Here is a 26,706-nt window from a genome sequence, read left to right on the forward strand (position 1 = left end):
ATGAAAAGCATACACAACAATACAATCATATCGGTAAAAACATTTGTGTTCATCACATGTATGTTCCTATCAACCCTTTTAACGGCACAACAAACCGTAACAGAGGACGACTACTACAGATTAACCACTATACCCACTCCGGAAGGAATTAAGTTAGAAGGAGGAGGGGTATTATCTCTTCCCAATGGGAAATTGGCAGTATGCACCAGAAGGGGCGATGTTTGGATCATTGAAAACCCAGCCATGTCCAACGGCCTACAGCCCACCTTTACAAAATTCGCCTCGGGATTACATGAACCTTTAGGTCTTGTGTTCCATGACCAAGCCTTATATACCGCCCAAAGGGGGGAGTTGACCAAACTAAAGGACAACAATGGCGACGGCATTGCAGACGAATATAAAACCATATACGCCTGGCCACTTTCTACCCATTATCACGAATATTCCTTTGGCCCCATATTGGCCCCTGACAATTCATTTTTTGTAACGGCCAATGTTGCCTTTGGAAACGAAGAATGGTGGAGAGGTGAAAGTAGAGTGCCATGGAGAGCGTGGACCATGAAGATCACAGAGGATGGAAAAATGGAACCGTGGGCTACCGGGATGCGTTCCCCTGCTGGCTATGGTATGGTTGGAGACGAACTTTTCTATACGGACAACCAAGGCGACTGGGTAGGTTCCGGAGCTATTTGGCACCTTCCCAAAGGCGCCTTTACCGGGCATCCCGCCGGCCTAAGATGGACAGGCCATAAAGATTCCCCCATCCAATTAACAGAGGAGGTGTTTTATAGCAAATTAGACAAAAGGCAAGTCAAGAAAAATGGCCGATATGTAAAACCCGAAAATATCAGGGACGAGGAGAACCCCGATTTTGCTTATGAACTAAAAAAATCTTTTCCCGAATTACAATTACCGGCCGTAATATTACCGCATGGTATCTTAGGTATATCCAATTCAGAAATTAAGGTAGACAAGACCCAAGGTAAATTTGGACCTTTTAGCGGCCAATTACTGGTTGGGGATATGGGACAGAGCAAGATTATGCGAGTTGTTCTCGAAAAAGTAAAAGGAGAATACCAAGGTGTAGCCTTCGATTTCCGTACCGGTTTCCAATCTGGGGTAATGCGTATGGATTTTGACAACGAAGGAAGGCTTTTTGTTGGTGAAACCAATAGGGGCTGGGGATCTGCCGGAACCACCAATTCTGGTTTGGAATACTTAAGCTGGACAGGTAAAACGCCATTTGAAATGAAAACGGTAAGCGCCATGCCAGATGGCTTTGAAATAGAATTCACCCTTCCAGTAGATAAGGCATCTGCCGAAGATCTGGATTCCTATTTTGGCAAAAGTTACATTTATAAATACCATGCCGCCTACGGCAGCCCACAGACCAATATTGAAGAAATAAAGATAAAAGGGGTCAAGGTTAGTGAAGACGGAATGAAAGTAAGGGTTGTAATAGACAATCTTAGACAATACTACGTACACGAAATAATATTGCCCGGAGTAAAGGCCAAGGAATCTGGAAATACCATCCTGCACCCAACATTATATTATACACTCAACAATATTCCTGAAGGGGCCACAGTACCGGTTTCCGAACTTTCTACCAAACGCAGCAGCCTGCTTAAGAAAGCCGTAGCTGTAAAAAAAGCAGCCCCTAAAAAAGCAAGTAAGACCAAAACGGTATTATCCGATGCGGAAGTACAGCCTTTATTGATGACCAACACCTGCGTTGCCTGTCACCATAAAAACAAAAGGGTTGTAGGGCCTTCCTTTACCGAAGTTGCAAAACGGGGCTATAGCAATGAGGAAATAGTATCCCTTATATATAATCCCCAGCCGAAAAACTGGCCGGAGTATGCCACCCCCATGGCGCCTATGCCCCATGTACCCAAGGAAGAAGCCTTAAAAATTGCAGGCTGGATCAACTCCTTAAAGTAACACTTACCTAATATGTATAAAAAAAGCGGTTCAACAAGATTTTATCTATTGAACCGCTTTTTCTATGTAAAGGCATAAAACCTATTCTTTTATTTGCTCCCAAGTAATGGAACCTTCCTGAATTCCCTTTTCCAGTTCTGGAAATTGCTGTAGCAAATCCTTTGCCTCGGACAAATTGGAATTATAACAACATAATGCCGCTGCCTTTTTTTCGGCCATATTATCACTTGCCAGTAGCTTTTTCATATCCTGTAAAAGACCTTGGTCCATATAATTGCTCACCGGCCTCCAAAAATGTGGGTCGATTTCCCGTGATGCCGCCCAGCGCTCATGGGCATAATCCGAGATGATACGCGCCAACTCCTTGTTCGCCCTTTTATCTACCTGCTCAATAGCGGTAAGATCTTGCTGCATAAAGGCCGCCTTAAGGTACATTTGATTCCATTGTTGTTCGTTAAAATACAATGCCGGATAAGGATTATTCAAGGCAATGGCATCAAAAACAGTTGAAATATTTGTTCTTAGGGCCTCTACCGCCTGGGCCTTATAATTTTCAGGGTTGGGAAGCAAGACCAAAAACTTTAAAAAAGTCTCCATCTCACTTTTGTCCGCAACCTCAATTATATTGGCCACCTTGGGCTTAAAAAATTCCTCCTTGGCTTTCAATACCTTAAAGAGCAAATAAATTCTACCTATCTGCTGTAAATTGGCCTCCTGAATACCCAGGTAATTCCTTAAGCTATCACTGTCCTCTGGAAGGGACAGTTTGGCCGTTGTATTGATTTTAGTAGGTACTAGACTATAGGTTAGATACAAATCCTTAGTGGATTCGGTTTCCACAATGCTCTTAATTTTAGACAACAACCAAGCCTTATTTTCCTCACTTACATTATCCTCCAAAATTTTTAACAGTTTGGAACCTACATTTTGAAATAACATATTACTATTAATTTATTTATTGTTAGCCAATATTTAATGACAGCAGAGCAGTTCCTCAGGTCCTTAAAAAAACCTATGCCTCCCGCGCCACGCCCTAAATATAAAACTATATCATTAATATCTTATGTGGGTTTATACTATTCTTTCTATTTTTGAAGTGGAAAAAATACTATTAGCCCTTTTTAATGCGGCCTACCCCTTAAAATGTATACGCTGCCGGAGGGGTATTATTAAGATAAATACTATGTTAGGTTTAAAATTGCCCACAGACCCTAGATGGGTCAATATTGTAGAAAAGAATATTGACGAAATATTGACAGATCACGCCTATTGTGAACAAAAGGCGGCGAGTACTGCTATTTCCTTGATCGTAAGTTTTCCTGAATACACAGAACTCACTCAAGAAATGATAGCACTATCCCGTGAGGAAATGGGCCATTTTAAGATGGTACACGACCGTATTTTAGCAAGGGGAAAAACCCTTGGTAGGGATAGAAAGGATGAATATGTGGTTGCCCTGTTAAAATTCTTTCCAAAAGGGGGCAGTAGAACAACACAATTGATACACAGACTTTTATATGCCGCTTTGATAGAAGCCCGTAGCTGTGAACGTTTTAGACTTTTATCGGAACAATTGCAAGACAAAGAACTTGCGGAATTCTATCATAAATTAATGGTAAGCGAAGCCGGCCATTACACCATGTTCTTAAATTTTGCCCGTAAATATGGAGACCGACAGGAAGTGGACAAAAAATGGGATGAATTGCTGACCTATGAAGCCTCTATTATGGAGGATTTGGGCAACAAGGAAACTGTACACGGATAAAGTAATTTGGTCATAGCTTGGAAACAGGGTTTATAAAACCAAATTTCTCAATTATCTGATTGGTAGAGGGTTTTTATGATGCCATCGGACAAGCCAATTTTGGGAACATGGATTTTCTTGGCCCCTATCCATTTTGCGGAGGAAACAAATATCTGGGTTGCCGGAATAATAACATCTGCCCTATCCGGATTAAGTCCCAGTTCAGAGATCCGCTCCTCATAGGTGAGACTGGTTAAAAAATGATATTGGGCCTTTAGCCATATATAAGACAGGGACTCACCTTCTTTTCTCCCGGACATCTTATGCAATTTATTGATATTTCCCCCAGAACCTATAATGGACAGGTTGGGCAGACCTTTTACGTTCTTCTTTAACCAGTTCTCCAATTCTTGCCAAAGCTCCTCACTCACCATATCGTTCAAAAGCCTTACCGTTCCAATCTTAAAGGATTGTGATATTTTTATTTTTCCTTCCGTAAAAACAGTAAATTCCGTACTGCCTCCACCTACGTCTATATAAAGATAGGACTCCTCTTTCCGAATAAGCTTCTTAAGATCTGTAGAAGCTATAATGGAAGCCTCCCGCTTCCCATCTATCAACTGTATTTCTACTCCGGAAGCTTCGTATAGATTATGTATCACCTCAAGACCATTTTGGGCCTCTCGCATGGCCGAAGTGGCACAGGCCATATATTTTTCAACACCATGCACTTCCATAAGCAGCTTAAAAGCCTTCATGGCACTTAATAGGCGTTCCTCATTGCGCTGTGAAATACCTCCGTTCTTAAAAACATCCTCTCCCAGGCGTATGGGCAACCTGACCAATGCACTTTTTCTAAAAAGGGTCTCTTTGCCCTCTTCTTCTATAACATTGTGTGTCAACAGCCTTATGGCATTGGATCCAATATCTATTGCAGCATATTTCCTAACTTTCAAATCAGGGCAAGTTTATGAATTCAATTTATTAAGGTAGTAATCATAAGTGGCAAATTGCGATCTCACCTTGGTGTTATTATTTTTCCTATAGGCATTATCCTGCTTATCGGAAAAGACCCGTGCCTTTATATTATCACGCCAGGAAATTTCAAAGGTATCCAACAATTCCTGCTTCACATCCTCATCGTATATGGGCACACCAACCTCTACCCTATAGTCCAAGTTTCTGGTCATCCAATCCGCAGAGGAAATATACACTTTGGTGTCTCCGTCATTACCAAAAATAAATACCCGTGGATGCTCCAGAAATTTATCTACCACACTTATGGCCTCAATATTTTCACTCATCCCTTTCACTCCGGGTATCAAACAACAGACACCTCTTATTATCAGTTGGATCTTGACCCCTGCATTACTGGCTTCATACAGTTTATCTACCATTTTATAGGAGGTAAAACTGTTCATTTTTATTTTTATAAACGCCTCTTTACCAGCTTTGGCATTTTGAATCTCCTTATCTATCAATTTTTTAAATACATTTTTGGTATAATGGGGAGATACAATGAGATGCTTGTACTTATTGATCTTATAAGTTGTTTCAAAGAAATCGAAAACCTTATTAAGCTCCTTTAAAATACCATCATGGGCCGTGAACAAAGTATAATCTGTATATATTCGGGCGGTAGCTTCGTTAAAGTTCCCCGTACTAACAAAACCGTAGCGTTTAATTTGGTTATCCTCTTCCCTTTCTATCAGACATATTTTGCTGTGTACCTTTAACCCGCGCACTCCAAAAATAAGTTTCACCCCTTCGGACTGCAATAATTCTGCATATTCAATATTGGCCTGTTCATCAAATCTGGCCTGTAATTCTATTTGTACCGTTACCTGCTTTCCGTTTTTTACGGCGTTGATCAAGGAGGCCGCCACCTGCGAATTATCTGCCAATCTATATACGGTAATCTTGATACTTCTTACTTTGGGGTCCAAGGCCGCCTCCCTTAAGAACCTAATTATATAAGAGAAAGTTTGATACGGAGTATACTGCAAAAAGTCCTTTTCGGAAACCTTTTCAATAAGGCTCCCCTCCTTAGAAATGCCTTTTATAGGCAAAGGGGTTATCTTATCGTACATTAAATCATTTCTTCCTAAACTGGGAAAGCCCATATAATCCCTTCGATTATGATACCTTCCTCCAGGAATAACGCTATCGGTATCCTCTATGTCCATTTTTTCCTTTAGGAAGTCCAACGTATCCTTACCTATACTTTTATCATAGACAAACCTAACTGGATCACTGATCTTACGGTGCTCTACACTAGAGGATATTTTCTCAATAAAACTTTTACTAAGATCGTTATCCATGTCCAACTCCGCATCCCTTGTTATTTTGATCATATGGGCCGAGACAGACTCATAATCGAACATATTGAATATGCTCCCCAAATTGTATCTAATGAGGTCATCCAATATGATTATATAATTTTTATCACCCTCCTTGGGCAGAACAACAAACCGATCTATCCCTTTGGGTATCTCTATCAGGGCATAGCGCTTTTCGGTTTCGGCCGAGGCGTCACCTGGTTGCTTCTTTAAAATTAATTTTACGGCCAAATAAGCGGCCGTATCCTTTAACATGGGAAAGCCCACAAGATCATTTAAAATTATGGTCATAAGGACCGGGCTAACCTTTTCTATAAAATAATTCTTGATAAAGGCACACTGGGATTCCGTTATTTTAGATTCGTTGACCAAGAAAATATTCTGGGTCTCCAATTCCTTTTCAATATCACTCAGTATTTTTAAACTTTTGGTCTGCTGCTTAATAACTATATCAGTAATTTCTTCGAGCAGATCTTTTGCAGTCTCACCTCCCAAAACACTTTTACCTGTTCTACCGGCTTCTACTATACGCTTTACCGTAGCATATCTAACTTTGAAGAATTCATCTAGATTATTGGAGAAAATACCCAAAAATCGCAGTCGCTCTATTAAAGGAACATTCTTGTCCGCACTTTCCTGCAAGACCCTTTCATTAAAACTTAACCAACTTATTTCTCTATTTACATATTGATTTTTATTTTTAATCATTCTTTTATTTGTTTTGGAAAAAGTGTCCGTACTGTTGTTCCTTTAACTACAGCACTCCAATCGTTTGTGTCAAAATCTATTTGTACCAATCCACTTGTGGGAACGTTGTCAATATACAGGTTTCCCAAGGAATTAGCAATATGGGTAAAGGCCTCGTTATGGCCAAAAATCACAACAGTATCATAATTATTGTTCAATTGTTTAATAAAGCTGCCTACAGCCTCCCCTGAAAAATCATACAGTTTATTTGAAAGCTCAAAATTATCCAAAGGAAAGTTTAGGGTCCTCAAAAAAATCATGGCCGTATGCAGCGCCCTATTGGCCGGACTGGAATAGGCTGCGTCCAAATGAATTGAATTGGCCATAAAGGCCTTTACCACCTTATGTACATCCTTTATACCCTTTTCCTTTAAGGGTCTATCCTTATCGGAAACACTGTATTCCCAGGACGATTTTCCGTGCCTTACCAAGATTATCGTTTTCATTTCCTTGCTGTTAATTATTGATAACGTTCTGCTATTCAAATAGGAACTACTTTTTTAGGGGGCCAATCTTTCTATCTTCCATTCGTAATTAGACTGTAAACTATAGCGGATACGATCGTGCAGCCTGTTTGGCCTTCCCTGCCAAAATTCCATAGATACCGGTTTTACGATAAATCCTCCCCAGTAAGCAGGTCGTTCAATCTCCTTACTTTCATATTCCTTTTCCAGTTTCTGCAACTTACCCTCCAAATATTCCCTATTCGGAATCACCTGGCTCTGATTGGAAACTACTGCCCCCAGTTTACTGCCTTCAGGCCTGGATTCAAAATAGCCGTCCGATAAGTTTTCCGCTATTTTCTCCGCACTCCCTTTGATTATGATCTGCCTTTCCATATTGTGCCAAAAGAAAGAAATACAGACTTTGGGGTTATTGGCAATAGCCTTACCCTTTTCACTTTCATAATTGGTATAAAAAATAAAACCCTCATAGGTGTACTTTTTTAAAAGTACCACCCTATTCTTGGGAAAGCCATCCAGACCAATGGTAGAAACTGTCATGGCATTAGGTTCGTCCAAACCATCGGAAGCTTCTACCTCATAAAACCACTTCTGGAACAATTCCATAGGATTTTCAGGGATAACATCCTCTGTAAGCGAACTTTTTTCGTATGATTTCCTGTAATTCCCTAAATCTTTTTGCATGCCCAAGCTTGGATATTAATACCTTGAAAAGTTACTATACAAAATTGCACAAAACAAACATAAACACGAAAACTAAGTATAATTTTTTATAATTTCTTTTAGCTGTTCAAAGCGTGGCAATGGACAGTAATAACCGTAAGTACACAATAACCTTGTTCAACAAAATAAATTGAAAACTGCCGCGGCTTTGTTAACGACTTCCCGATAAAAGCACAGAACTGTTTCTTTTAGGTAAATTCATATGGCAAGCCATACATTTACCCCTATGCAAAAAAATCAACTGAAATCAAATTCCTTACCATCGTCGGCAAGGTCCACATTGTCAAATATGGTTTGGGCCTCTTCCTTAAAAAGTTCCAAGGATTTATATCTGGTAGAAAAATGCCCTAAAATAAGTTTCCCTACATTGGCTTCTTTGGCGATTGTCGCGGCCTCTTTGGCTGTGGCATGTTTTGTTTTGGGAGCCAGTTTTTTTTCGGATTCCAAAAAAGTAGCTTCGTGATATAGTACATCTACCCCGCATACCCAAGGAATAATAGCTTCACTAAAGGCCGTATCACTACAAAATGCGTAACTTTTTGGCGCAGGGGGGTCAAATGTCAATTCGCTATTTGAAACTACCTTGCCACTCTCCAAAGTAATATCTTTCCCATTTTTTATATTTTGATAATAGCACCTATCTATCTTGTAGCCTTCTACTGCAGCGATGTTCAGCTTACGTTCCCCCAATCGTTCTTTAAACAAAAAGCCATTGGTATATATACGATGCTCCAGGGGAATAGTACTAACGGTTACCTTTTCATCCCCATATATCACCTGAGGCTCGTTAGCACTCAATTCGTGAAATAGGAGTGGATAATTGGTCCAAGAATCTCCTAATTTCAAAAAAAGGGTAATGGCTTCCTTAATACCTTTAGGTCCATAAATATGCAGTTCAGTTTGCCGTCCCAGTAATCGAAAAGTAGATATTAAACCGGGTAGCCCAAAAAAATGGTCCCCGTGTAAATGCGAAATAAAAATATGATTGATCCTAGAGAACTTAATCTTGCTTTTTCGCAACTGCACTTGAGTACCCTCTCCACAGTCTATCAAAAACAAACGGTTTTTCATCTCCAGTACCTGGGAAGTAGGATTGTTAAGTGATCTAGGTGTTGCGGCATAACAACCCAATACGGTTAGTTTCATAAATGGCTAATATTGACAATGGAAATAAAAAAAATGGAAAAACACGCCTTATTTATTCTAATTCCTGGGTACTATTTATACGTTATACTGGCTATTTAACCCTATAAAAAAACCTCAATAGGACCTAAAACCTTCCTTTTCATATATATATCCTTATAGCGAGCAACAACAGTTGTGGACATTACATAGTTAAGCTCTTATAAAACAAGCCCCTCTACAGTTATATTCCTACCACAGTAGAATATTTATATTCCCAAATCCCGCTCTATCTCCTCCATTTCTACAATATCCTTTGCCTCTTGTATTGTTGGCACCACACAGATAGTTTCCGGCACATCGGCATAAGAAACCTTATTGGTTACCAATACAAATGATTTGTTGGCCTTACGGTGCGCATCGGAAAGCTGTAAAAATTCCAATATATCGTCCGAAGTGAGTTTTGTAAAAGAAAAAAGATTTAGAATTATATGATCTTTTTCTATTTTAGGATATACTTCTTTTAGGTTGGAAACAAATTTCTCCAATGAAATATTTTCTTGTAATACAGTAGTTACGTTCCCTTCTTTGTCCAAAATCATACGCTCGTTATTTAATTTTTGATGCCAATAAATATATCACCGCCATACGTATGGCGACCCCATTCTCTACTTGGTTCAAAATAATGGATTGTTTTGAATCGGCCACGTCACTGGTAATCTCCACGCCTCTATTAATTGGTCCTGGGTGCATTATCACGATCTCCTTATCCAAACTGTTCAACATGGCCTTATTTACCCCAAACTGTTGTGTATACTCCCTAGTAGTTGGAAAATAGCTAATATCCAAACGTTCGTTCTGAATGCGGAGCATATTGGCTACATCGCACCAATTTAAAGCCTTTTTCAAGTTGGTCTCCACACCAACACCAAGTGATTCTATATATTTTGGCAATAGGGTTTTTGGTCCACATACCTTTACATTGGCGCCCTGCAATTTTAGGGCAAAAATATTGGATAAGGCAACCCTTGAGTGCAGAATATCACCCACTATTACAACGTTCTTACCTGCTACGTCACCCAGTTTTTCCCTTATGGAATACGAATCCAACAAGGCTTGGGTAGGGTGTTCATGCGCCCCATCACCTGCATTTACAATAGCCGCCTTAACATGTTTGGAAAGGAATATCCCGGCACCGGGATTTGGATGGCGCATAACCACCATATCTACCTTCATGGAAAGTATATTGTTTACCGTATCTATAAGGGTTTCCCCTTTTTTAACCGATGATTGACCTGCTGAAAAGTTTATTACATCTGCCGACAATCGTTTTTCTGCCAATTCAAATGACAACCTTGTACGGGTACTATTTTCAAAAAAGATGTTTGCGATGGTAATATCACGTAAAGAAGGTACCTTTTTGATGGATCTGTTAATTACCTCCTTAAAATGATCTGCAGTTTCAAAAATGAGCTCAATATCCGACTCATTCAGATATTTTATCCCCAACAAGTGATTTACACTTAATTCGCCCATGCGCTATGTCTTTACTAAATATATAACATCCTCACCATCATTCTCCTCCCACATTACCTTTACTTTTTCTCCATTAATGGCATCAACCTGCCTCCCCCTGTAGTTGGGCTGTATAGGCAAATGCCTACTAAAGCGACGATCTATCAAGGTTAACAACTCAATCTCCATTGGTCGTCCAAAAGACTGAATGGCCGTTAAAGCAGCCCTGATACTTCTTCCCGTATACAAGACGTCATCTATAAAAACAACCTTTTTATCCTCTACCAAAAAATCTATCTTGGTTTTGTTGGCTTCCAAGGGTTTTTCTCCTCTCCTGAAATCATCCCTATAAAATGTAATATCCAAAAACCCTAGATTTATATCCTTTACACCATATTCCTCGCCAAGAATTTTGGCTAGGCGCGATGCCAAAAATATCCCTCTTGGCTGAATGCCAATGAGGACGGTATTCTTAAAATCCAGATGATTTTCTAATAATTGACAAGCCAGGCGATGCAGGATAATATTGATTTCTTTGGAAGAAAGTAATACTTTTTGACTCATAGATTAATTTGGCCCATGCTTTTGAATTACAAAAGTAGGGATTTCTATTTAATAATAATGCCATAAATACAAAAGACCAGTTTAGACTACTTGTCCTACACCCTACTTGGAATGCAATTCACTGAAACAGAACAACTCACACTATTTATAAATTCTCCAAGTCTTCCCACTGCCCTTAAGGTGAATATTCTTAAACAAAAAAAGCCCTGACACAAAGGTCAGGGCTCCAATATACTCTATACGAAAGAAGCTTATTTCTTCTTCTTATCGTTAGCTTCCATTTTATCTTTCAACGCTTGCAAAGCTTCGTTGGCATCACCTAAGGTAGGCTTAGCTTCATCTGCAGATGCTGCAGCCTTTTTAACGGCAGCTTTTACATTACGTTGCTCTTCTTCTCTGAAGATAGCAGTATGACTGGCCACTACTCTCTTGAATTCTTTGTTGAACTCAATGATTTTGAATTCGGCCTCTTCACCTTTTGCCAACTTCTTGCCATCTTCTTTTTCCAAATGACGAGATGGTACAAAGGCAACGATATCCTCATTGAAATCGATAGTTGCTCCTTTATCCACTATTTCTGCTATAGCTCCTTTATGAACGGTACCTAAAGCAAATTCAGTCTCATACTTATCCCAAGGATTCTCGGTAGTCTGCTTGTGTCCCAAACTTAGTTTACGACCATCAACATCCAATTCCAATACCTCTACTTCCAAAGTATCACCAACAGTCACAAATTCTGATGGATGTTTAATTTTCTTGGTCCAAGAAAGATCGGAGATATAGATCAATCCGTCTATTCCTTCTTCCAATTCTACAAACACACCAAAATTAGTGAAGTTACGTACAATACCTTTATGCTTGGATCCAACAGGATATTTGGTAGTAATATCTGTCCATGGGTCTGGAGTCAATTGCTTGATACCAAGGGACATTTTACGATCTTCCCTATCCAAGGTCAATACTACTGCCTCTACCTCATCCCCAACTTTTACAAAGTCCTGTGCAGAACGCAAGTGGGTAGACCAAGACATTTCGGATACGTGAATTAATCCTTCAACACCTTCGGCAACTTCGATAAATGCACCGTAGTCTGCAATAACAACTACCTTACCTTTAACTTTGTCTCCAATTTTAATGTCCTCGCTAAGAGCATCCCAAGGATGTTTCTCCAACTGCTTAAGACCTAATTGGATCCTAGATTTGTTCTCATCAAAATCAAGGATAACAACATTCAATTTCTGATCCAATTCCACCACTTCATTTGGATGGTTGATCCTGCTCCAAGAAAGATCGGTAATGTGTACCAATCCATCAACACCACCAAGATCAATAAAGACACCATAAGAAGTAATGTTTTTAACAACACCTTCCAATACTTGTCCTTTTTCCAATTGACCGATGATCTCTTTCTTCTGCTCTTCAATATCAGCTTCGATCAACGCTTTATGGGAAACTACTACGTTCTTAAATTCGTGGTTTATCTTAACCACCTTGAATTCCATAGTCTTGTTCACATACTGATCGTAGTCACGGATAGGCTTAACGTCTATCTGAGAACCTGGTAAGAATGCCTCAATTCCAAAGACATCCACAATCATACCACCTTTGGTTCTGCATTTCACAAAACCACTAACAATCTCTTCTTTATCATGGGCCGCATTAACACGATCCCAAGCCATGATTGTTCTTGCCTTTCTGTGCGAAAGAACCAATTGACCACTTTTATCCTCACGGATATCGATCAACACCTCTACCTTGTCACCAACTTTTAAATCTGGATTGTAACGGAATTCGTTCAATGAAATAACACCTTCAGATTTGGCATTGATATCAATGATGGCCTCACGCTCAGTTAGGTAAACTACAGTTCCCTGAACAACCTCTTCGTCTGCTGTATCTACAAAGTTTTCAGCTACCAAGTCTTCAAATTCCTTTAGTTTGGAATCCTCTACACGCTCAATACCTTGCTCGTACTTGTCCCAATCAAAATTCTCCAAAAACTCTTTTGGATCCTGTACTTGGGCCTCTACTTTTGTTTCTTGTTTAGCTTCGGCAGTTTCTTCTACCTGAGCTGTTGTTTTTTCTTCAGCCATTTGCTGATTATTATTTGTATTCTATGAATTACAAGAGTTAACAATTAACATAGAAGAAGTTATATTGATTTTCTTTCTATTCCCTTTTTCCTCTTGATGCTTTGCTAAAAAAGGAGTGCAAAAATACAACTTAAAAATGGTTTTACAAACCTAAAAATGACATGAGTGCCAATTACTTAAGTATTTTGTAAAAATTAAGGAGAATCACCCCAATATTCCCTATATTCAAGTGATAAATATTAACCGTTTAAAAAAAAATAAGCATGAGTGTTAAAGCAAAATATCAACCTGTCTTGGATCTTGGCGAGGAATTGGCCATACAAAATGGCGATGTCAAGGAAGAAAATGGCGTCCTAAAAGTAAAAGGCGAAGCCAAAACCCAATATGAAAAGAATATATTGTGGGATAAAATAAAGGAAATAGGTGGCGAAAATCCTTCGGATATCATGGCGAATATCACGGTTGCTGACCAAAGTGTATACCACAGACACACTGTTAAAAGTGGAGAATCGCTTAGTAAGATTGCCAAGAAATATTACGGAGACCCTATGAAATACAAGAAAATTTTTGAAGCCAATACCAATATCCTAAAAAATCCTGATATTATTCATCCGGATCAGGTTTTGGTAATACCTAATTAATGATTGAAACAAACTGTTCATATAGGCAAAGGGCCATTTTAATTTCCCTACTGTATTTCCCTTGAACAATCACATTTTTACCAAAATTAAACACTAAAGCCTATGGATACTCCATAGGCTTTAGTTTTTTAGGGAATCAATTTGCTACCCTTCTATTTTACGAAGTGCAAAATTATGAATTCGCTCCAACTGCTCCTTTAGCCCCATATCACTATTGTCAAACTCAATAGCATCCGGTGCTTTTCTCAAAGGAGAAAATTCCCGGTGCGAATCTACATAGTCCCTGGTCTGCACATTCTTTAGCACCTCTTCATAACTTACTTTCTCCCCTCTGTCCAAAAGTTCCTTATAACGTCTAAAGGCCCGCGTTTCAGGAGATGCCGTCATAAAGATCTTAAATTCGGCCTCCGGAAAAACCACGGTACCTATATCCCTGCCATCCATGACAATGCCTTTATCCTCACCCATTTTCTGTTGCATTTGTACTAATTTTATACGTACCTGCTCCAAGGTGGCAATCTTGCTCACCTGTCGCGAAACGGGCAGGGCCCTAATTTCATTCTCTACATTCTCCCCATTAAGATACATCTCCGAAAAGCCTAAGGACTTATTATAGACAAACTTTAGGTCTACCTGCGGCAAGCTTTGGACCAATTTTTCCAAATCATCCTTCTCGCCCCCTATAAACCCATGGCGCATGGCAAAAAGGGTAACCGCCCTATACATGGCTCCGGTATCTACATAAATATAATTCAAGGCTTTTGCCAATTGTTTGGCAATGGTACTCTTTCCTGTTGATGAGTAGCCATCAATTGCAATAATAATCTTTCCCATGGGCTTAAATTGATAAAAATTGGCCTTCCGCAACAGCTTCACTACCAATCTATAATTACAAATTTAAAAGCACAAATATAAAGGATTTGAAATAGCTTCCCTTTGATACAATAACCAATAGCTGTTAATTAAAGCACAAAAAAAAATACCCACGCCTGAATGCTGTGGGTATTTTGGTTCTACATATTAAAAAAATCCGTTACAACTCTTTAGGGTTTTTAACCGCCTCATCGGTAATAGCAATATCTATCACCTCCTGCATATCTGTAACATAATGGAAGGTAAGACCTTTTAAATAGTCTTCTTTAATTTCCAAAATATCCTTTCTATTATCCTCACAAAGAATAATCTCTTTTATTTTAGCCCGTTTGGCAGCCAGTATCTTTTCTTTTATCCCTCCAACAGGCAGCACCTTGCCCCTTAGGGTGATCTCTCCGGTCATGGCCAAACTCTTTTTAATCTTTCTCTGTGTAAATAGTGATACCAAGGAGGTCAACATAGTAATTCCCGCACTGGGACCATCCTTTGGTGTAGCGCCTTCCGGTACGTGGATATGCACATTATATTTATCAAAAACCTCAGATTCAATACCGTACCTATCCGAATTGGATTTAATATACTCCATGGCAATGGTGGCCGATTCTTTCATTACCTTACCTAGGTTACCCGTAATAGTAAGGTTCCCTTTTCCCTTGGATAGGATAGACTCTATAAAGAGAATATCACCCCCAACACTGGTCCAGGCCAATCCCGTTACTACTCCTGCCACTTCGTTGTTCTCATACTTATCCCTTTCCATACGGGCAGGCCCCAACACCTTCTCCACATCATCAAAGGATACTTTTAAATTATACTCTTCCTCCATGGCAATGGATTTGGCGGCATGACGGACCATTTTGGCTATTTGTTTCTCAAGTGATCTAACACCGGACTCCCTGGTATAGCCTTCTACAATTTTCTCCAATTGTGGCTTGGCTATCTTAAGATCCTTCACGGTTAAACCATGCTCCTTCAATTGTTTTGGCAAAAGGTGTCTTTTGGCTATTTCCACCTTTTCCTCAATAGTGTAGCCCGTAACATTTATGATCTCCATCCTATCCCTTAATGCCGGCTGTATTTGGGACAGGTTATTTGCTGTGGCAATAAACATTACTTTAGACAGATCGTAACCTACCTCCAAAAAGTTATCGTGGAACTCATTGTTCTGTTCCGGATCCAAAACCTCCAACATAGCCGAAGAGGGGTCTCCCTGGTGGCTATTGGAAAGCTTATCAATTTCATCAAGTATAAAAACGGGGTTAGACTTACCGGCCTTTTTAAGGCTTTGGACTATCCTTCCCGGCATGGCGCCAATATACGTTTTACGGTGCCCCCGTATCTCCGCCTCATCGCGTAATCCACCTAGGGAAATACGAACATACTCTCTTCCCAGCGCTTCTGCCACCGAACGGCCCAAGGAAGTCTTACCTACCCCTGGAGGTCCATATAGACAAAGGATGGGCGATTTCATGTCATTTCTCAATTTTAGAACGGCCAAATACTCTATTATCCTCCTTTTAACATCCTCCAAGCCATAGTGATCCCTATCCAATATTCTTTGAGCCCTCTTTAAGTCGAACTTATCCTTGGAGAATTCGTTCCAGGGAAGATCTATAAAAAGGTCCAAATAATTGCGCTGAATAGAATACTCCGCAACCTGAGGGTTCATTCGTTGCATTTTTGCCAATTCCTTTTCAAAGTGCTCTGCAACGTTCTTGCTCCACTTTTTCTTTTTGGCCTTTGCCCTCATCTCATCCACCTCTTCCTCATAGGACAGGCCACCCAATTCCTCTTGGATAGTTTTCATCTGCTGATGAAGATAGTATTCCCTTTGCTGCTGGTCCATATCACTACGCACCTTGGACTGAATATCATTTTTCAACTCCAATTTCTGAAGCTCAATATTCATATATTTCAGGGTAGCCAAGGCCCTATCCTGAAGACTTTCTATCTCCAGGAGTTCCTGTTTGTCATGAACACCTAAATTGAGATTGGAACAAACAAAGTTTATCAAAAAAGAATCGCTCTGAATATTTTTTATGGCAAAGGAGGCCTCGCTGGGAATATTTGGATTATCCCTAATAATCTGAAGTGACAGCTCTTTTATAGAGTCTATAATGGCCCTAAATTCCTTATCGTCCCTTGGTGGCCTTACCTCATTGGTCTCCCTCACTGTTGCAGTGATATAAGGTTTTTCCGTTAGTACCTCAGCAACCTCAAAACGCTTTTTACCCTGAATAATCACCGTGGTGTTACCATCTGGCATTTGAAGAACCCTTAGTATCCTAGCTACGGTTCCCAGAGTATTGATATCTTTCACACCGGGATTTTCGGTTTCTTCATCCTTCTGCGACACCACCCCAATTACTTTGGTGCCATTATTGGCATCCTTGATAAGATTAATGGACTTGTCCCTACCCGCAGTGATGGGAATCACCACGCCCGGAAAGAGCACCGTATTCCTCAATGGCAATATAGGCAGCGTATTGGGCAACTTTTCATTGTTAATTTCCTCCTCATCCTCAGGGGTCATCAACGGAATTAACTCTGCATCCTCATCAATTCCATGCAGTGACATAGTGTCAAATTGTATGTTTTTTATTTTACTCATATTCTAATTTCGGTCATTCTGTCATTTAAAAACAGAAACTATGTTTATTTTTATTGTTGAAATCCTTTGTTTCCCCTTTAAATTCAGGAATTTATGGATTCTACTACTTCCTATTCACCTTTTAATGGGCAATTCCTATGCCAACCAGGAAAAACTTATTATAAATAAACTGTAACATTCCCTAAATTACTGTATCTATTAAGCAAAGTAATCCCTTTTTTGAGTCAAAAGAAATTACATACCAACGCATTGATACCGCTGTGTCTAGAGGGCAATAGAAACGCACAACTGGAACTTTACAACCGCTATTACCGGGGAATGTACAATGTTTCCCATAGGATTGTAAAAGATAGTGCCATAGCCGAAGATGTAATGCAAGAATCCTTTTTGAGCGCCCTTACCAAATTGGATTCCTTTAAGGGAGAAGTATCGTTTGGTGCATGGCTAAAGCGAATTGTGGTAAACAATAGCATCCAAGAATACCGAAAACAAAAAAAACGACAGGAAGTGGACATACAGAACATTATGTATAAGGTAGAGGACAACAAAGCATATGTCGCAGATAATGGTGAAGCCCAATTAAAGGCTCAAAAGGTAATGGATACTATGAAGCAGCTAAAGGACAATTATAGAATTTCTTTGACCCTACATCTTATTGAAGGCTATGATTATGAAGAAATAAGCCAGATTATGAATATTAGCTATGCCAATTGCAGAACCATGATATCCAGGGCAAAAGAAAGTTTAAGGAAAAAATTAAATATGGTGTACAATGCATAATGACCCGATAGAAAATTTATTTAAACAGCTGGAAGGCAATTTTGACTTTGAAGAACCAAAGGATGGACATGAATCAAGGTTCTTGGCCAAATTGGAGTCCCGCAGCCCCACCAAATCCTACGCTAGCAAAAGTTTCATTTGGTGGAAATCGCTGGCTGTTGCCGCTTGCCTGTTATTGTTTTGCTCCATAGCCCTTTATTTTTTAAGTGCGCCCGCCAATATTAATGAGCAATTATCCAATATATCCCCGGAAGCGGCCAACACCGAGTATTATTTTGCAAATATCATTGAAGAGCAGGTGAAAAAATTGCACAATGAAAGCACTCCCGAAACTGAAAAAATAATCGCTGACACCATGCTTCAGCTAGAAACACTGGACAAGGACTACAAAAAAATGCAGCAGGACCTACTGGAGGGCGGCAATAGCAAACTTATTCTAAGTGCCATGATCACAAATTTCCAAACAAGAATTGACCTATTAAACGAAGTATTGGAAGATATAGAAGAAATTAAAATTTTAAAAAACTACGAAAATGAAAATAGTACCATTTAAATATATTATCGCCCTTATATTGCTTATACCTGTAATGTCATGGGCCACCAATACGCTACCTCGTGGAAAACACACTAAGGAAAAGACCATTAAAAAGGAGTTCATGGTAAATGCCGATGCCTTATTAAAAATCAAAAATAGCTATGGCAACCTAAACATATCTTCCTGGGACCAAAATAAGATAAGCATAGAGGTCCATATTAAAACCACTGGTGATAATGAAGAAAAGGTGGCACGTAAATTAGAGGGTATTACAGTAGATTTTGAAGGGAGTAGCCACCTAGTTTCCGCCACCACAATCTTCAGCAAGGACAAAAGCAGCTGGGGTTGGAATTGGGGCCGAAGCGGTAAGGTAAACATGCAGGTGAACTACACCGTAAAACTCCCCATAAAGAATAGTGTAAACCTAAGCAACGACTACGGAGGCATCTTCTTGGACAGAATAGACGGACATGCAAATATTAGTTGTGATTATGGTAGGTTAAACATAGGGGAGCTTCACGGCAGAAATAACCAACTATCATTTGACTATACCTCCAAATCTACCATAGCCTACATCAATAGCGGACGTATCACTGCAGACTATTCCGGTTTTACCGTAGAAGAGGCCGGGAATTTGGATATCAATGCCGATTACACCGATGCCACTGTCATGAAAATGCAAAATCTGTCCTACGTTAGTGATTATGGAAAATTGGAAATTGGCGAGGCCAGAAATGTAGAAGGTAATGGCGACTATATTAACGTAAGGCTGGGAATAATACACGGCAATGTAGATATCAAGGCCAGCTACGGATCTGTAAAAATTGATGAAATGGCTTATGATGCCAAAAACCTACAGATTAAAACAGAATATACCGGTATAAAGATTGGCTATTCACCAGAGTATCATTTTAATTTTGAAATACAGACCGAATATGCCGGAGTTAACGGTAAAGATCATTTTAACATACTGGTAAACAAGGAAGAATCCAACGAAAACTATTATAAAGGCTACCATGGCAACAGGGACAGTCAAAATATGGTATACCTGAACAGTGAATATGGTGGCATATCGTTTAGCAAGAAACAATATTAAACCATGGAAACAAAATTATAAACCCCTGCCCTGTTAATCTTAGGTAGCATGAAGGCCTTTTTGGGCAGGAAAAATACTATTGACCATGCTTAGCGCGATCTTCATGGAAACCGGCATACAAACATGCGAATAGATGCTCAAAAGCACAGTTAGGAAACCGTTGTTCTTAGTTTCAATATAAAAAATTACGCCATTTATTGGCTTTTAATTTTTAGGTATTCAAATAGAGTTTCCTTTGTTCACTCGCGTCAACAAAAAGGCTCCAATCAAAAAAAACAGGCCCAATAAGATGATAGCGTATCGCATACTACCTGAATATTGCGCCACAAATCCATAGAGAAAAGTACCAATGACAATACCTATTTTTTCGGCCACATCATAAAAACTAAAAAAAGTGGCCGTATCGGTGGTTTCTGGCAAAAATTTGGAATAAGTAGAGCGTGAAAGTGCCTGTATACCTCCCATTACCATGCCCACACAACCAGCGGCTATATAGAAATCCAAAGGTGTAATTAAAAAATAGGCATAGACACAGATAAACACCCAAAGTATATTGATGACAATCAGCGTCCCAATATTACCAAAGGACTTGGAGGCTTTTGCCGTAAGGGTTGCTCCCAAAATAGCCACCAACTGTATAAGCAAAATACTAACAATAAGTCCAGTAGTCCTTTCTGAATCCGAATTCCATTTTATTTCTTCCTCCCCAAAATAAGTGGCTATGAGCATAACGGTTTGCAGTGCCATACTATATACAAAAAACGCCCCTAAATAACGCTTTAAACGTCTTTGTTCCCCCAGCTCTTGCCATACGCTGTACAATTCCTTAAAACCATTGAGAATAATATTCTTTCTGGCCCCCTCCTTTTTATAGCCTTTGGGCAGTATATAAAAAGTGTATTGGGCAAACCCTATCCACCAAATACCAACCGTTATAAAGGAGTATTTCATTGCCTTTATTTCGGCCACCCCATCAGCATCGGATTCCAAACCAAATATTCCAGGTTTCATAACCATTGCCAAATTAAAAAGCAGTAAAATAACGCTTCCAATATACCCAAGGGAAAACCCCTTGGCGCTAATGGCATCTTGTTGTTCATAATTGGCCACATCGGGCAAATAGGAATTATAAAAAGCCATACTGACCCAAAACCCTACCAATCCAAGAAAGTAACAAATAAGGCTATAGTAAATATGCTCCAAAGAAAACCAATAATGCCCAATACAGGATATGGCCCCCAGATAGCAGAACAGTTTCATAAAGACCTTTTTATTTCCTAAATAATCGGCTATACCAGACAAAAGTGGCGTAATAAGAGCCACCAACAAAAAGGCTGCCGAGGTAACGTAACTAATGAGTGGCGCCCTAGCAATTTCTCCTCCAAAAACCACCACCTTCTCTATCTTGGCCACCCTAAAAAGGGCTCCATAAAAAATGGGGAATATAGCAGAGGTAATTACCAAGCTGTACACAGAATTGGCCCAGTCATAAAATGCCCAGGCATTTAATAATTTCTTGCTACCCTTATTTAAAAATGCTTTGGCCATATATAAATAAGGAAGCTGTCTTTTTAGGACAGCTTCCCCATTGCTTTTAATGCTATTAGTTACACGTATGGATCATTACTCAAAAGAAGTAACACCAAATTTGGCCGCTTCCTCTTTCGCCAAGGGCGCCCATTGGCTAAGATTGGCTATACGGGTATCGTTGGAAGGGTGGGTACTTAAAAACTCAGGAGGAGCTGCACCGCCACTATTGGCCTTCATTCTTTTCCATAGTTCCGCAGCCTCATCAGGATTATATCCTGCAATAGCCATGATCTGCAAGCCTATTCTGTCCGCTTCTGTTTCATGGCTACGGCTAAAGGGCAACATTACCCCTACCTGTGATCCAATACCATAGGCCTGATTGAAGATATTTCTTTTTTGCTCATCCTGAATGGCCACGTTGCCCGCCACGGCCCCCAATTGCTGTAAGGTACCTGCGCTCATTCTCTGGGCCCCATGATCGGCCAAAGCATGCGCCACCTCATGGCCCATTACCACGGCAACACCAGTTTCTCCCTGACAAATGGGAAGGATTCCGGTATAAAAGACAATCTTACCCCCTGGCATACACCAAGCGTTGACCGTTTCATCGTTCACAAGGTTGTATTCCCATTTATAATCTTGTAGGTAGCCCGGATAGCCATTGGCCGTTAACCAACGTTCAGCAGCCGCCGCAATGCGTTGGCCTGTCTTGGTAATCATCCTGGCATCTTCTGTACCGGTAATGACCTTATTCTCTTCAAGAAATTGATCATATTGGGCAAAAGCAGTTGGGAAAATTTGACTATTGGGATAGAAGTTCAATACTTTCTGCCCCGTGAAAGGATTGGTCTTACAGGCTATAACCCCCATAAAAACCAGCAATATCATTACAACTTTTTTCATCTTTTCATTTTGTGTTTGTTCAACGAAAATTACAAAAAAATTACGCTCCAATAATGTGCAAAACGGTAAAATCCTTGCTTATTTGAATATTATTGGAACCGTTTAACTTCACATCTTTCAAGTCAACCGTTTCGTTGTCTACCTGTATTTTTTTCATTTTAAAGGGCAATCCATGAAAGTTTAACCTAAAGGTTTTATAGGAAGTTATAAAGCTACCATCCTTAAATTGATTGATTACCAACTCCTTCTCTTTCCCCTTAAAATTAAAGTTCCTAAGACTGTACCTACCCTTTTTATAATCATAACCGTCCTGGGCATCCTCATAAACAGTAGAGGTCTCCACGCCGTTCTTATAATAGACATCCAATTGCAGTTCTTCTATATCCAATTCCCCTACATACTGTTGAATAGGGTATTTGGGGATTATAGCACCTTCCTTTACAAAGAAGGGTATTTTGTCCAAACTGGCCACAACCCATTTCTCCATACCCCCACTAACTACCTCATCGGTCCAATAATTGTACCAAGTTCCCCTAGGAATATACATCCTCCTACCTTGGGCATTTGGTTCCTGCACTGGGCATATCAATATTTGTTCCCCAAAAATAAACTCATCAGTCCTAAAATGGGTCTGATGATCCTCCTGATCATAATGTACCAATGATTTTAACATTGGGATCCCGTCCTTGGAATACCTGTAGAACATGGTGTAGAGGTAGGGAAGCAATTGATACCGAATCTCTATAAATTTCCGCACAATATCAGTCACCTCATTGTCAAAAGACCAAGGCTCCTGATCTCCGTGATCACCACTGGAATGCACCCTACAGAAGGGATGAAAAACACCAAGTTGTATCCATCTGGCAAACAATTCCCCATTGGGCTGTTCTGCAAATCCACCTATATCAGACCCTACAAACGAATATCCGCTCATACACATGCGCTGGGCCTGTACATTGGCTATCCATAAATGCTCCCATGTTGCCACATTATCACCTGTCCAGGTAGAAGCAAACCGCTGGGTTCCGGCAAAGGCGGCCCTAGTTATAACAAATGGTCTTTTTGGGTATACGTATTTTTTTATTCCGTCATAGGTTGCCCTTACCATCTGCATACCGTATATGTTATGCGCCTTCCTATGCGAACAGGGGTGTCCGTCATAGTCATGTCTGGTATCCAAAGGGGCCGTTTTGGTAGGCACCTCCATAACCGCTGGCTCGTTCATATCATTCCATACGGCGTGCACCCCGGTCTCGGACATCATTTCCTTATATAGCTCTGCCCACCACTCCCTTACCTGAGGATTGGTAAAATCAGGGAAGTTACACTCCCCTGGCCAGACTTTTCCTTTCATGTAAGGGCCATCAGCACGCTTACAGAAGTAATCATTCTCTACCGCTTCCTGATACACCCAATAATCCTTATCTATCTTGATACCCGGATCTATCATGACCACAGTCTTAAATCCATCGTCTTCCAGATCAGATATCATTTTTTTAGGATCCGGAAAACGCGACTTATCCCAAGTAAAACAGCGAAAGCCGTCCATATAATCTATATCAAGGTAAAGGGCATCGCAGGGTATTCTTAACTTTCTAAAATTGGCCGCTATCTCCCGTACGTTACTTTCCGGATAATAACTCCATTTGGATTGATGGTACCCCATGGCCCACATTGGAGGCAGTTCAGGAGTACCGGTTAAGTTGGTATAAGATTTCACCACTTGGTCCATTTGGGGACCGTAGATAAAATAATAGTTCATCTCTCCCCCATCTGCCCAAAAGCTTGTAATATTTCTACGCTCATGTGCAAAATCAAAATAAGTCCTAAAGGAATTATCAAAGAAAATACCGTAGGACTTATTGTTGTGCAATCCTATAAAAAATGGAATTGCCTTGTATAACGGATCCTGATCCTTGCCATATGCATATTGATCGGTTACCCAATTGCTAACGCGCTTTCCTTTTAGGTTAGAATGGGTAGCCTTATCCCCCATACCATAGAAACTTTCGGCACTTTGGGTTATTTTACTCATTTTTACCGTATTGCCCCCGTGCTCGTAATTCTCTTCCCAGTGAAAACCAAGTTCATCCTCATTAATAATCTTTCCGTCCAAATCCGAAATCTGGGTCCTCATGGTCTTTTTATCTACAAGCAATCGAAGTTTGGCTGTCTCCACCAAATACTCGGTAGGCGTCTCATTTACTTCCAGTTCGTTATATCCCAGACTAACGTCCTCGCTTATAGCATAAGAGAAGTCCGGTTCAAATATATTCTCAGTGGCATATCTAAACCGTATAATACTATCGCGCAATATGGTGATTTCCAAAATAACGCCATTGGAAGTGGTAAAATAAAGTTTATCGGTATCCCGGTAGAAATCTACTATGGTGTTGGGATATAAATTTCCTTTATACTCAAGCTCAGTATTGGTAATCATGCTGTGTTATTTTAGGGAATACAAAAAAACTACTTTCAATCCAAATAATAAAATGATATTCATGCAATTACCAACAATTACGTTTAAACCCTATAAAATTATTTAAAAACCACTATTCCCAGTGGCGGAATAGTAATTTCAACAGACCTCTCATACCCGTGCCAGGTCTTTTTGGTTGTTTTTAGCACTCCATTTTTCATCCCACTTCCGCCATATTTTACATCATCACTATTAAAAACCTCTTTTAATTGTCCGGTTTTGGGTATGCCCATTCTATATTTCTCCCTGGGCACAGGCGTAAAATTACAGGCTATATACAAGTCTTTCTTACTATCGTGTCCCTTTCTAATATAGGTTAGAACAGAATTTTCGGCATCCCCGTAGTCTATCCACTGAAATCCGTCAGCGCTAAATTGTCTCTCGTATAATGCCGGGTGGCTTTGGTATAGTTTATTTAAATCCTTGACCAATTTTTGGATCCCGCTATGAAAATCATATTCCAACAAATGCCAATCCAGGCTTTTTTGAAAATTCCATTCGGAAGATTGGCCAAATTCGCCTCCCATAAAAATTAAGTTTGTCCCTGGGTGGGTGTACATATACCCAAATAACAATCTAAGATTTGCAAAACGCTGCCATTCATCACCGGGCATTCTATATAGCAGGGATTGTTTTCCATACACCACCTCATCATGGGAAAAGGGCAACATAAAATTCTCTGTAAAGGCATAGGTTGCACTAAAGGTCAGATCGTTTTGATGATGTTTTCTATATATGGGTTCTTTTTTAAAATACTCCAAGGTATCATGCATCCAGCCCATCATCCATTTCATTCCAAAACCAAGCCCCCCCATATTTACTGGCTTGGAAACCATTGAAAAGGAAGTAGATTCCTCGGCGATCATCTGTATTCCCTCAAAGTTGGAATAAACGGTTTCGTTCAGTTCCCTAATAAAGGATATCGCCTCCAAGTTTTCATTATTCCCGTAAATATTGGGTTCCCACTGGCCGTCTTCCCTGGAATAATCCAAGTACAACATAGAGGCCACGGCATCTACACGCAGGGCATCGGCATGAAATTGATCTAGCCAAAACATGGCATTACTGATCAGAAATGCACGAACCTCGTTTCTACCATAATTAAAAATTAGACTCTTCCAGTCTGGGTGATACCCCCGTCTACTATCTGGGTGCTCATATAGGTGCGAACCGTCAAAAAAGCCAAGTCCGTGGGCGTCCTCGGGAAAATGCGAGGGTACCCAATCCAGTATAACCCCTATTCCATTTTGATGAAGGGCATCTACCAATAGTTTAAACTCTTCGGGCTTTCCAAATCTGGAAGTAGGAGCAAAATAACCCGTTAATTGGTATCCCCAAGAAGGGTCGTATGGGTATTCCATAATAGGCATAAATTCTACATGGGTAAAATTCATTTCCTTTACGTATTGTACCAGATCCTTAGCAAATTCTGCGTAGCTTAAATAATCGTTGTTATTTGTGCGTTTCCATGATCCTAAATGCACTTCATAGACAGCATAGGGCTTGTCCAAAGCATTTTTATCCTTTCTTGTCTGCATCCACTCTGCATCTTTCCACTTGTAATCTGCTTCCCAAACAATGGAAGCCGTCATAGGAGGGTGCTCACAACATCGGGCAAAAGGATCGGCTTTCTCTGTTACTACCCCGTGATTGGTAGAATGGATTAGATATTTGTACAAGGTGCCCGCACCTAACTCCGGAACAAATCCTTCCCAGATACCGCTTCCGTCCCATCTTACATTTAAATGGTGTTCCCCTTCGTACCAGTTATTAAAATCGCCTACTACGGATACCGATCTTGCCGCTGGGGCCCAGACAGCAAAATAAGTACCTTTTACCCCATCGACTTCAATTACATGTGACCCTAATTTTTCGTACAACTTAAAATGTTTACCTGCCTTAAAAAGGTCGATATCAAAATCTGAAAATAAACTATGGGCAATTACTTTGGTCATGATTATGTTATTTATTGTGCTATTAGGCCAACTTTGCTCCGGTGATTG

At 40.0% G+C, this 26,706-nt stretch carries 22 protein-coding genes; 6 read left to right on the forward strand and 16 right to left on the reverse strand.

The features are described 5' to 3' along the window. A complete protein-coding gene (locus EHW67_RS10260; RefSeq protein ID WP_202911955.1) occupies nt 1–1,944 on the forward strand; it encodes an auracyanin family protein in 1,944 nt (647 codons plus the stop codon). An 81-nt stretch (nt 1,945–2,025) separates the two neighbouring features. On the opposite strand, the gene EHW67_RS10265 is transcribed toward EHW67_RS10260, so the two are convergent. Further along, nucleotides 2,026–2,883 (reverse strand): EboA domain-containing protein, encoded by an 858-nt coding sequence (locus tag EHW67_RS10265; protein ID WP_126162294.1) that lies wholly within the window; start codon nt 2,881–2,883, stop codon nt 2,026–2,028. A 244-nt stretch (nt 2,884–3,127) separates the two neighbouring features. Between EHW67_RS10265 and miaE the strand changes: the two genes are divergently transcribed. Beyond that, a complete protein-coding gene (gene miaE, locus EHW67_RS10270; RefSeq protein WP_126162295.1) occupies nt 3,128–3,709 on the forward strand; it encodes a tRNA-(ms[2]io[6]A)-hydroxylase in 582 nt (193 codons plus the stop codon). 47 nt (nt 3,710–3,756) lie between these two features. Here miaE and EHW67_RS10275 read toward each other — a convergent pair whose 3' ends face one another. From EHW67_RS10275 to rpsA, 9 genes are all read right to left on the reverse strand, one after another. Beyond that, nucleotides 3,757–4,644 carry a Ppx/GppA phosphatase family protein gene (locus EHW67_RS10275; RefSeq protein WP_126162296.1) on the reverse strand — a complete coding sequence of 296 codons (888 nt, stop codon included), beginning with the start codon at nt 4,642–4,644 and terminating at the stop codon, nt 3,757–3,759. 12 nt (nt 4,645–4,656) lie between these two features. Beyond that, the gene (ppk1, locus tag EHW67_RS10280) at nt 4,657–6,735 is read right to left on the reverse strand and encodes a polyphosphate kinase 1 (RefSeq protein WP_126162297.1); all 2,079 of its coding nucleotides are present in this window, start codon (nt 6,733–6,735) and stop codon (nt 4,657–4,659) included. Then, complete coding sequence (locus EHW67_RS10285; protein ID WP_126162298.1) at nt 6,732–7,220, reverse strand: SixA phosphatase family protein; 489 nt, start codon at nt 7,218–7,220, stop codon at nt 6,732–6,734. The genes ppk1 and EHW67_RS10285 overlap by 4 nt, the downstream gene beginning before the upstream one ends. 54 nt (nt 7,221–7,274) lie before the next feature. Further along, nucleotides 7,275–7,922, reverse strand: a complete 648-nt coding sequence (pdxH, locus tag EHW67_RS10290) for a pyridoxamine 5'-phosphate oxidase (protein ID WP_126162299.1) — start codon at nt 7,920–7,922, stop codon at nt 7,275–7,277. Between the two features lie 276 nt (nt 7,923–8,198). Further along, nucleotides 8,199–9,107 (reverse strand): ribonuclease Z, encoded by a 909-nt coding sequence (locus tag EHW67_RS10295; protein WP_126162300.1) that lies wholly within the window; start codon nt 9,105–9,107, stop codon nt 8,199–8,201. 245 nt (nt 9,108–9,352) lie between these two features. Further along, nucleotides 9,353–9,685 carry a ribonuclease Z gene (locus EHW67_RS10300; RefSeq protein WP_126162301.1) on the reverse strand — a complete coding sequence of 111 codons (333 nt, stop codon included), beginning with the start codon at nt 9,683–9,685 and terminating at the stop codon, nt 9,353–9,355. Nucleotides 9,686–9,692: 7 nt separating this feature from the next. Beyond that, nucleotides 9,693–10,619 carry an aspartate carbamoyltransferase catalytic subunit gene (locus EHW67_RS10305; protein ID WP_126162302.1) on the reverse strand — a complete coding sequence of 309 codons (927 nt, stop codon included), beginning with the start codon at nt 10,617–10,619 and terminating at the stop codon, nt 9,693–9,695. Between the two features lie 3 nt (nt 10,620–10,622). Beyond that, nucleotides 10,623–11,162, reverse strand: a complete 540-nt coding sequence (gene pyrR, locus EHW67_RS10310; RefSeq protein WP_126162303.1) for a bifunctional pyr operon transcriptional regulator/uracil phosphoribosyltransferase PyrR — start codon at nt 11,160–11,162, stop codon at nt 10,623–10,625. Between the two features lie 251 nt (nt 11,163–11,413). Beyond that, a complete protein-coding gene (rpsA, locus tag EHW67_RS10315; RefSeq protein WP_126162304.1) occupies nt 11,414–13,255 on the reverse strand; it encodes a 30S ribosomal protein S1 in 1,842 nt (613 codons plus the stop codon). 263 nt (nt 13,256–13,518) lie between these two features. Here rpsA and EHW67_RS10320 point away from each other — a divergent pair, with 263 nt between their 5' ends. Next, nucleotides 13,519–13,896, forward strand: a complete 378-nt coding sequence (locus EHW67_RS10320) for a LysM peptidoglycan-binding domain-containing protein (RefSeq protein WP_126162305.1) — start codon at nt 13,519–13,521, stop codon at nt 13,894–13,896. 144 nt (nt 13,897–14,040) lie between these two features. Here EHW67_RS10320 and cmk read toward each other — a convergent pair whose 3' ends face one another. Together cmk and lon are read right to left on the reverse strand one after the other, a co-directional pair. Next, nucleotides 14,041–14,730, reverse strand: a complete 690-nt coding sequence (gene cmk / locus EHW67_RS10325) for a (d)CMP kinase (protein WP_126162306.1) — start codon at nt 14,728–14,730, stop codon at nt 14,041–14,043. A 199-nt stretch (nt 14,731–14,929) separates the two neighbouring features. Then, a complete protein-coding gene (gene lon, locus EHW67_RS10330) occupies nt 14,930–17,380 on the reverse strand; it encodes an endopeptidase La (protein WP_126162307.1) in 2,451 nt (816 codons plus the stop codon). A gap of 219 nt (nt 17,381–17,599) precedes the next feature. On the opposite strand from lon, the gene EHW67_RS10335 reads away from it, so the two are divergent. Genes EHW67_RS10335 through EHW67_RS10345 form a run of 3 tightly spaced genes read left to right on the forward strand, consistent with a single transcriptional unit; the run spans nt 17,600 to nt 19,791 of the window. After that, nucleotides 17,600–18,160 carry an RNA polymerase sigma factor gene (locus EHW67_RS10335; RefSeq protein ID WP_126162308.1) on the forward strand — a complete coding sequence of 187 codons (561 nt, stop codon included), beginning with the start codon at nt 17,600–17,602 and terminating at the stop codon, nt 18,158–18,160. Then, nucleotides 18,153–18,713, forward strand: coding sequence for a hypothetical protein (locus EHW67_RS10340; RefSeq protein ID WP_126162309.1), 561 nt, complete (start codon nt 18,153–18,155; stop codon nt 18,711–18,713). The genes EHW67_RS10335 and EHW67_RS10340 overlap by 8 nt, the downstream gene beginning before the upstream one ends. After that, nucleotides 18,694–19,791 carry a DUF4097 family beta strand repeat-containing protein gene (locus EHW67_RS10345; RefSeq protein ID WP_126162310.1) on the forward strand — a complete coding sequence of 366 codons (1,098 nt, stop codon included), beginning with the start codon at nt 18,694–18,696 and terminating at the stop codon, nt 19,789–19,791. Before EHW67_RS10340 ends, EHW67_RS10345 begins: the two co-directional genes overlap by 20 nt. A gap of 219 nt (nt 19,792–20,010) precedes the next feature. Here the strand turns inward: EHW67_RS10345 and EHW67_RS10350 are convergent, their stop codons facing one another. The 4 genes from EHW67_RS10350 to glgB form a co-directional block, all read right to left on the reverse strand. Beyond that, nucleotides 20,011–21,339: an MFS transporter gene (locus EHW67_RS10350; RefSeq protein WP_126162311.1), complete on the reverse strand. Its 1,329-nt coding sequence runs from the start codon at nt 21,337–21,339 to the stop codon at nt 20,011–20,013. 75 nt (nt 21,340–21,414) lie between these two features. Beyond that, entirely contained in the window at nt 21,415–22,224 is an 810-nt protein-coding gene (locus EHW67_RS10355; RefSeq protein WP_126162312.1) for a M48 family metallopeptidase, read from the reverse strand. A 40-nt stretch (nt 22,225–22,264) separates the two neighbouring features. After that, a complete protein-coding gene (locus EHW67_RS10360) occupies nt 22,265–24,664 on the reverse strand; it encodes a glycoside hydrolase family 31 protein (protein ID WP_126162313.1) in 2,400 nt (799 codons plus the stop codon). Between the two features lie 98 nt (nt 24,665–24,762). Further along, the gene (gene glgB, locus EHW67_RS10365) at nt 24,763–26,658 is read right to left on the reverse strand and encodes a 1,4-alpha-glucan branching protein GlgB (protein WP_126162314.1); all 1,896 of its coding nucleotides are present in this window, start codon (nt 26,656–26,658) and stop codon (nt 24,763–24,765) included. Nucleotides 26,659–26,706 lie beyond the last annotated feature (48 nt).

It is taken from the genome of Arenibacter aquaticus, assembly GCF_003957295.1.
GTDB lineage: Bacteria > Bacteroidota > Bacteroidia > Flavobacteriales > Flavobacteriaceae > Arenibacter > Arenibacter aquaticus.

Bases quoted from the DNA above. Each gene is read 5' to 3' on its own strand.
- EHW67_RS10260 (WP_202911955.1), top strand. From the start codon at position 1: ATGAAAAGCATACACAACAATACAATCATATCGGTAAAAACATTTGTG.
- EHW67_RS10265 (WP_126162294.1), bottom strand. From the start codon at position 2,883: ATGTTATTTCAAAATGTAGGTTCCAAACTGTTAAAAATTTTGGAGGAT.
- miaE (WP_126162295.1), top strand. From the start codon at position 3,128: ATGTTAGGTTTAAAATTGCCCACAGACCCTAGATGGGTCAATATTGTA.
- ppk1 (WP_126162297.1), bottom strand. From the start codon at position 6,735: ATGATTAAAAATAAAAATCAATATGTAAATAGAGAAATAAGTTGGTTA.
- EHW67_RS10285 (WP_126162298.1), bottom strand. From the start codon at position 7,220: ATGAAAACGATAATCTTGGTAAGGCACGGAAAATCGTCCTGGGAATAC.
- pdxH (WP_126162299.1), bottom strand. From the start codon at position 7,922: ATGCAAAAAGATTTAGGGAATTACAGGAAATCATACGAAAAAAGTTCG.
- EHW67_RS10295 (WP_126162300.1), bottom strand. From the start codon at position 9,107: ATGAAACTAACCGTATTGGGTTGTTATGCCGCAACACCTAGATCACTT.
- EHW67_RS10300 (WP_126162301.1), bottom strand. From the start codon at position 9,685: ATGATTTTGGACAAAGAAGGGAACGTAACTACTGTATTACAAGAAAAT.
- EHW67_RS10305 (WP_126162302.1), bottom strand. From the start codon at position 10,619: ATGGGCGAATTAAGTGTAAATCACTTGTTGGGGATAAAATATCTGAAT.
- pyrR (WP_126162303.1), bottom strand. From the start codon at position 11,162: ATGAGTCAAAAAGTATTACTTTCTTCCAAAGAAATCAATATTATCCTG.
- rpsA (WP_126162304.1), bottom strand. From the start codon at position 13,255: ATGGCTGAAGAAAAAACAACAGCTCAGGTAGAAGAAACTGCCGAAGCT.
- EHW67_RS10320 (WP_126162305.1), top strand. From the start codon at position 13,519: ATGAGTGTTAAAGCAAAATATCAACCTGTCTTGGATCTTGGCGAGGAA.
- cmk (WP_126162306.1), bottom strand. From the start codon at position 14,730: ATGGGAAAGATTATTATTGCAATTGATGGCTACTCATCAACAGGAAAG.
- lon (WP_126162307.1), bottom strand. From the start codon at position 17,380: ATGAGTAAAATAAAAAACATACAATTTGACACTATGTCACTGCATGGA.
- EHW67_RS10340 (WP_126162309.1), top strand. From the start codon at position 18,153: ATGCATAATGACCCGATAGAAAATTTATTTAAACAGCTGGAAGGCAAT.
- EHW67_RS10345 (WP_126162310.1), top strand. From the start codon at position 18,694: ATGAAAATAGTACCATTTAAATATATTATCGCCCTTATATTGCTTATA.
- EHW67_RS10350 (WP_126162311.1), bottom strand. From the start codon at position 21,339: ATGGCCAAAGCATTTTTAAATAAGGGTAGCAAGAAATTATTAAATGCC.
- EHW67_RS10355 (WP_126162312.1), bottom strand. From the start codon at position 22,224: ATGAAAAAAGTTGTAATGATATTGCTGGTTTTTATGGGGGTTATAGCC.
- EHW67_RS10360 (WP_126162313.1), bottom strand. From the start codon at position 24,664: ATGATTACCAATACTGAGCTTGAGTATAAAGGAAATTTATATCCCAAC.
- glgB (WP_126162314.1), bottom strand. From the start codon at position 26,658: ATGACCAAAGTAATTGCCCATAGTTTATTTTCAGATTTTGATATCGAC.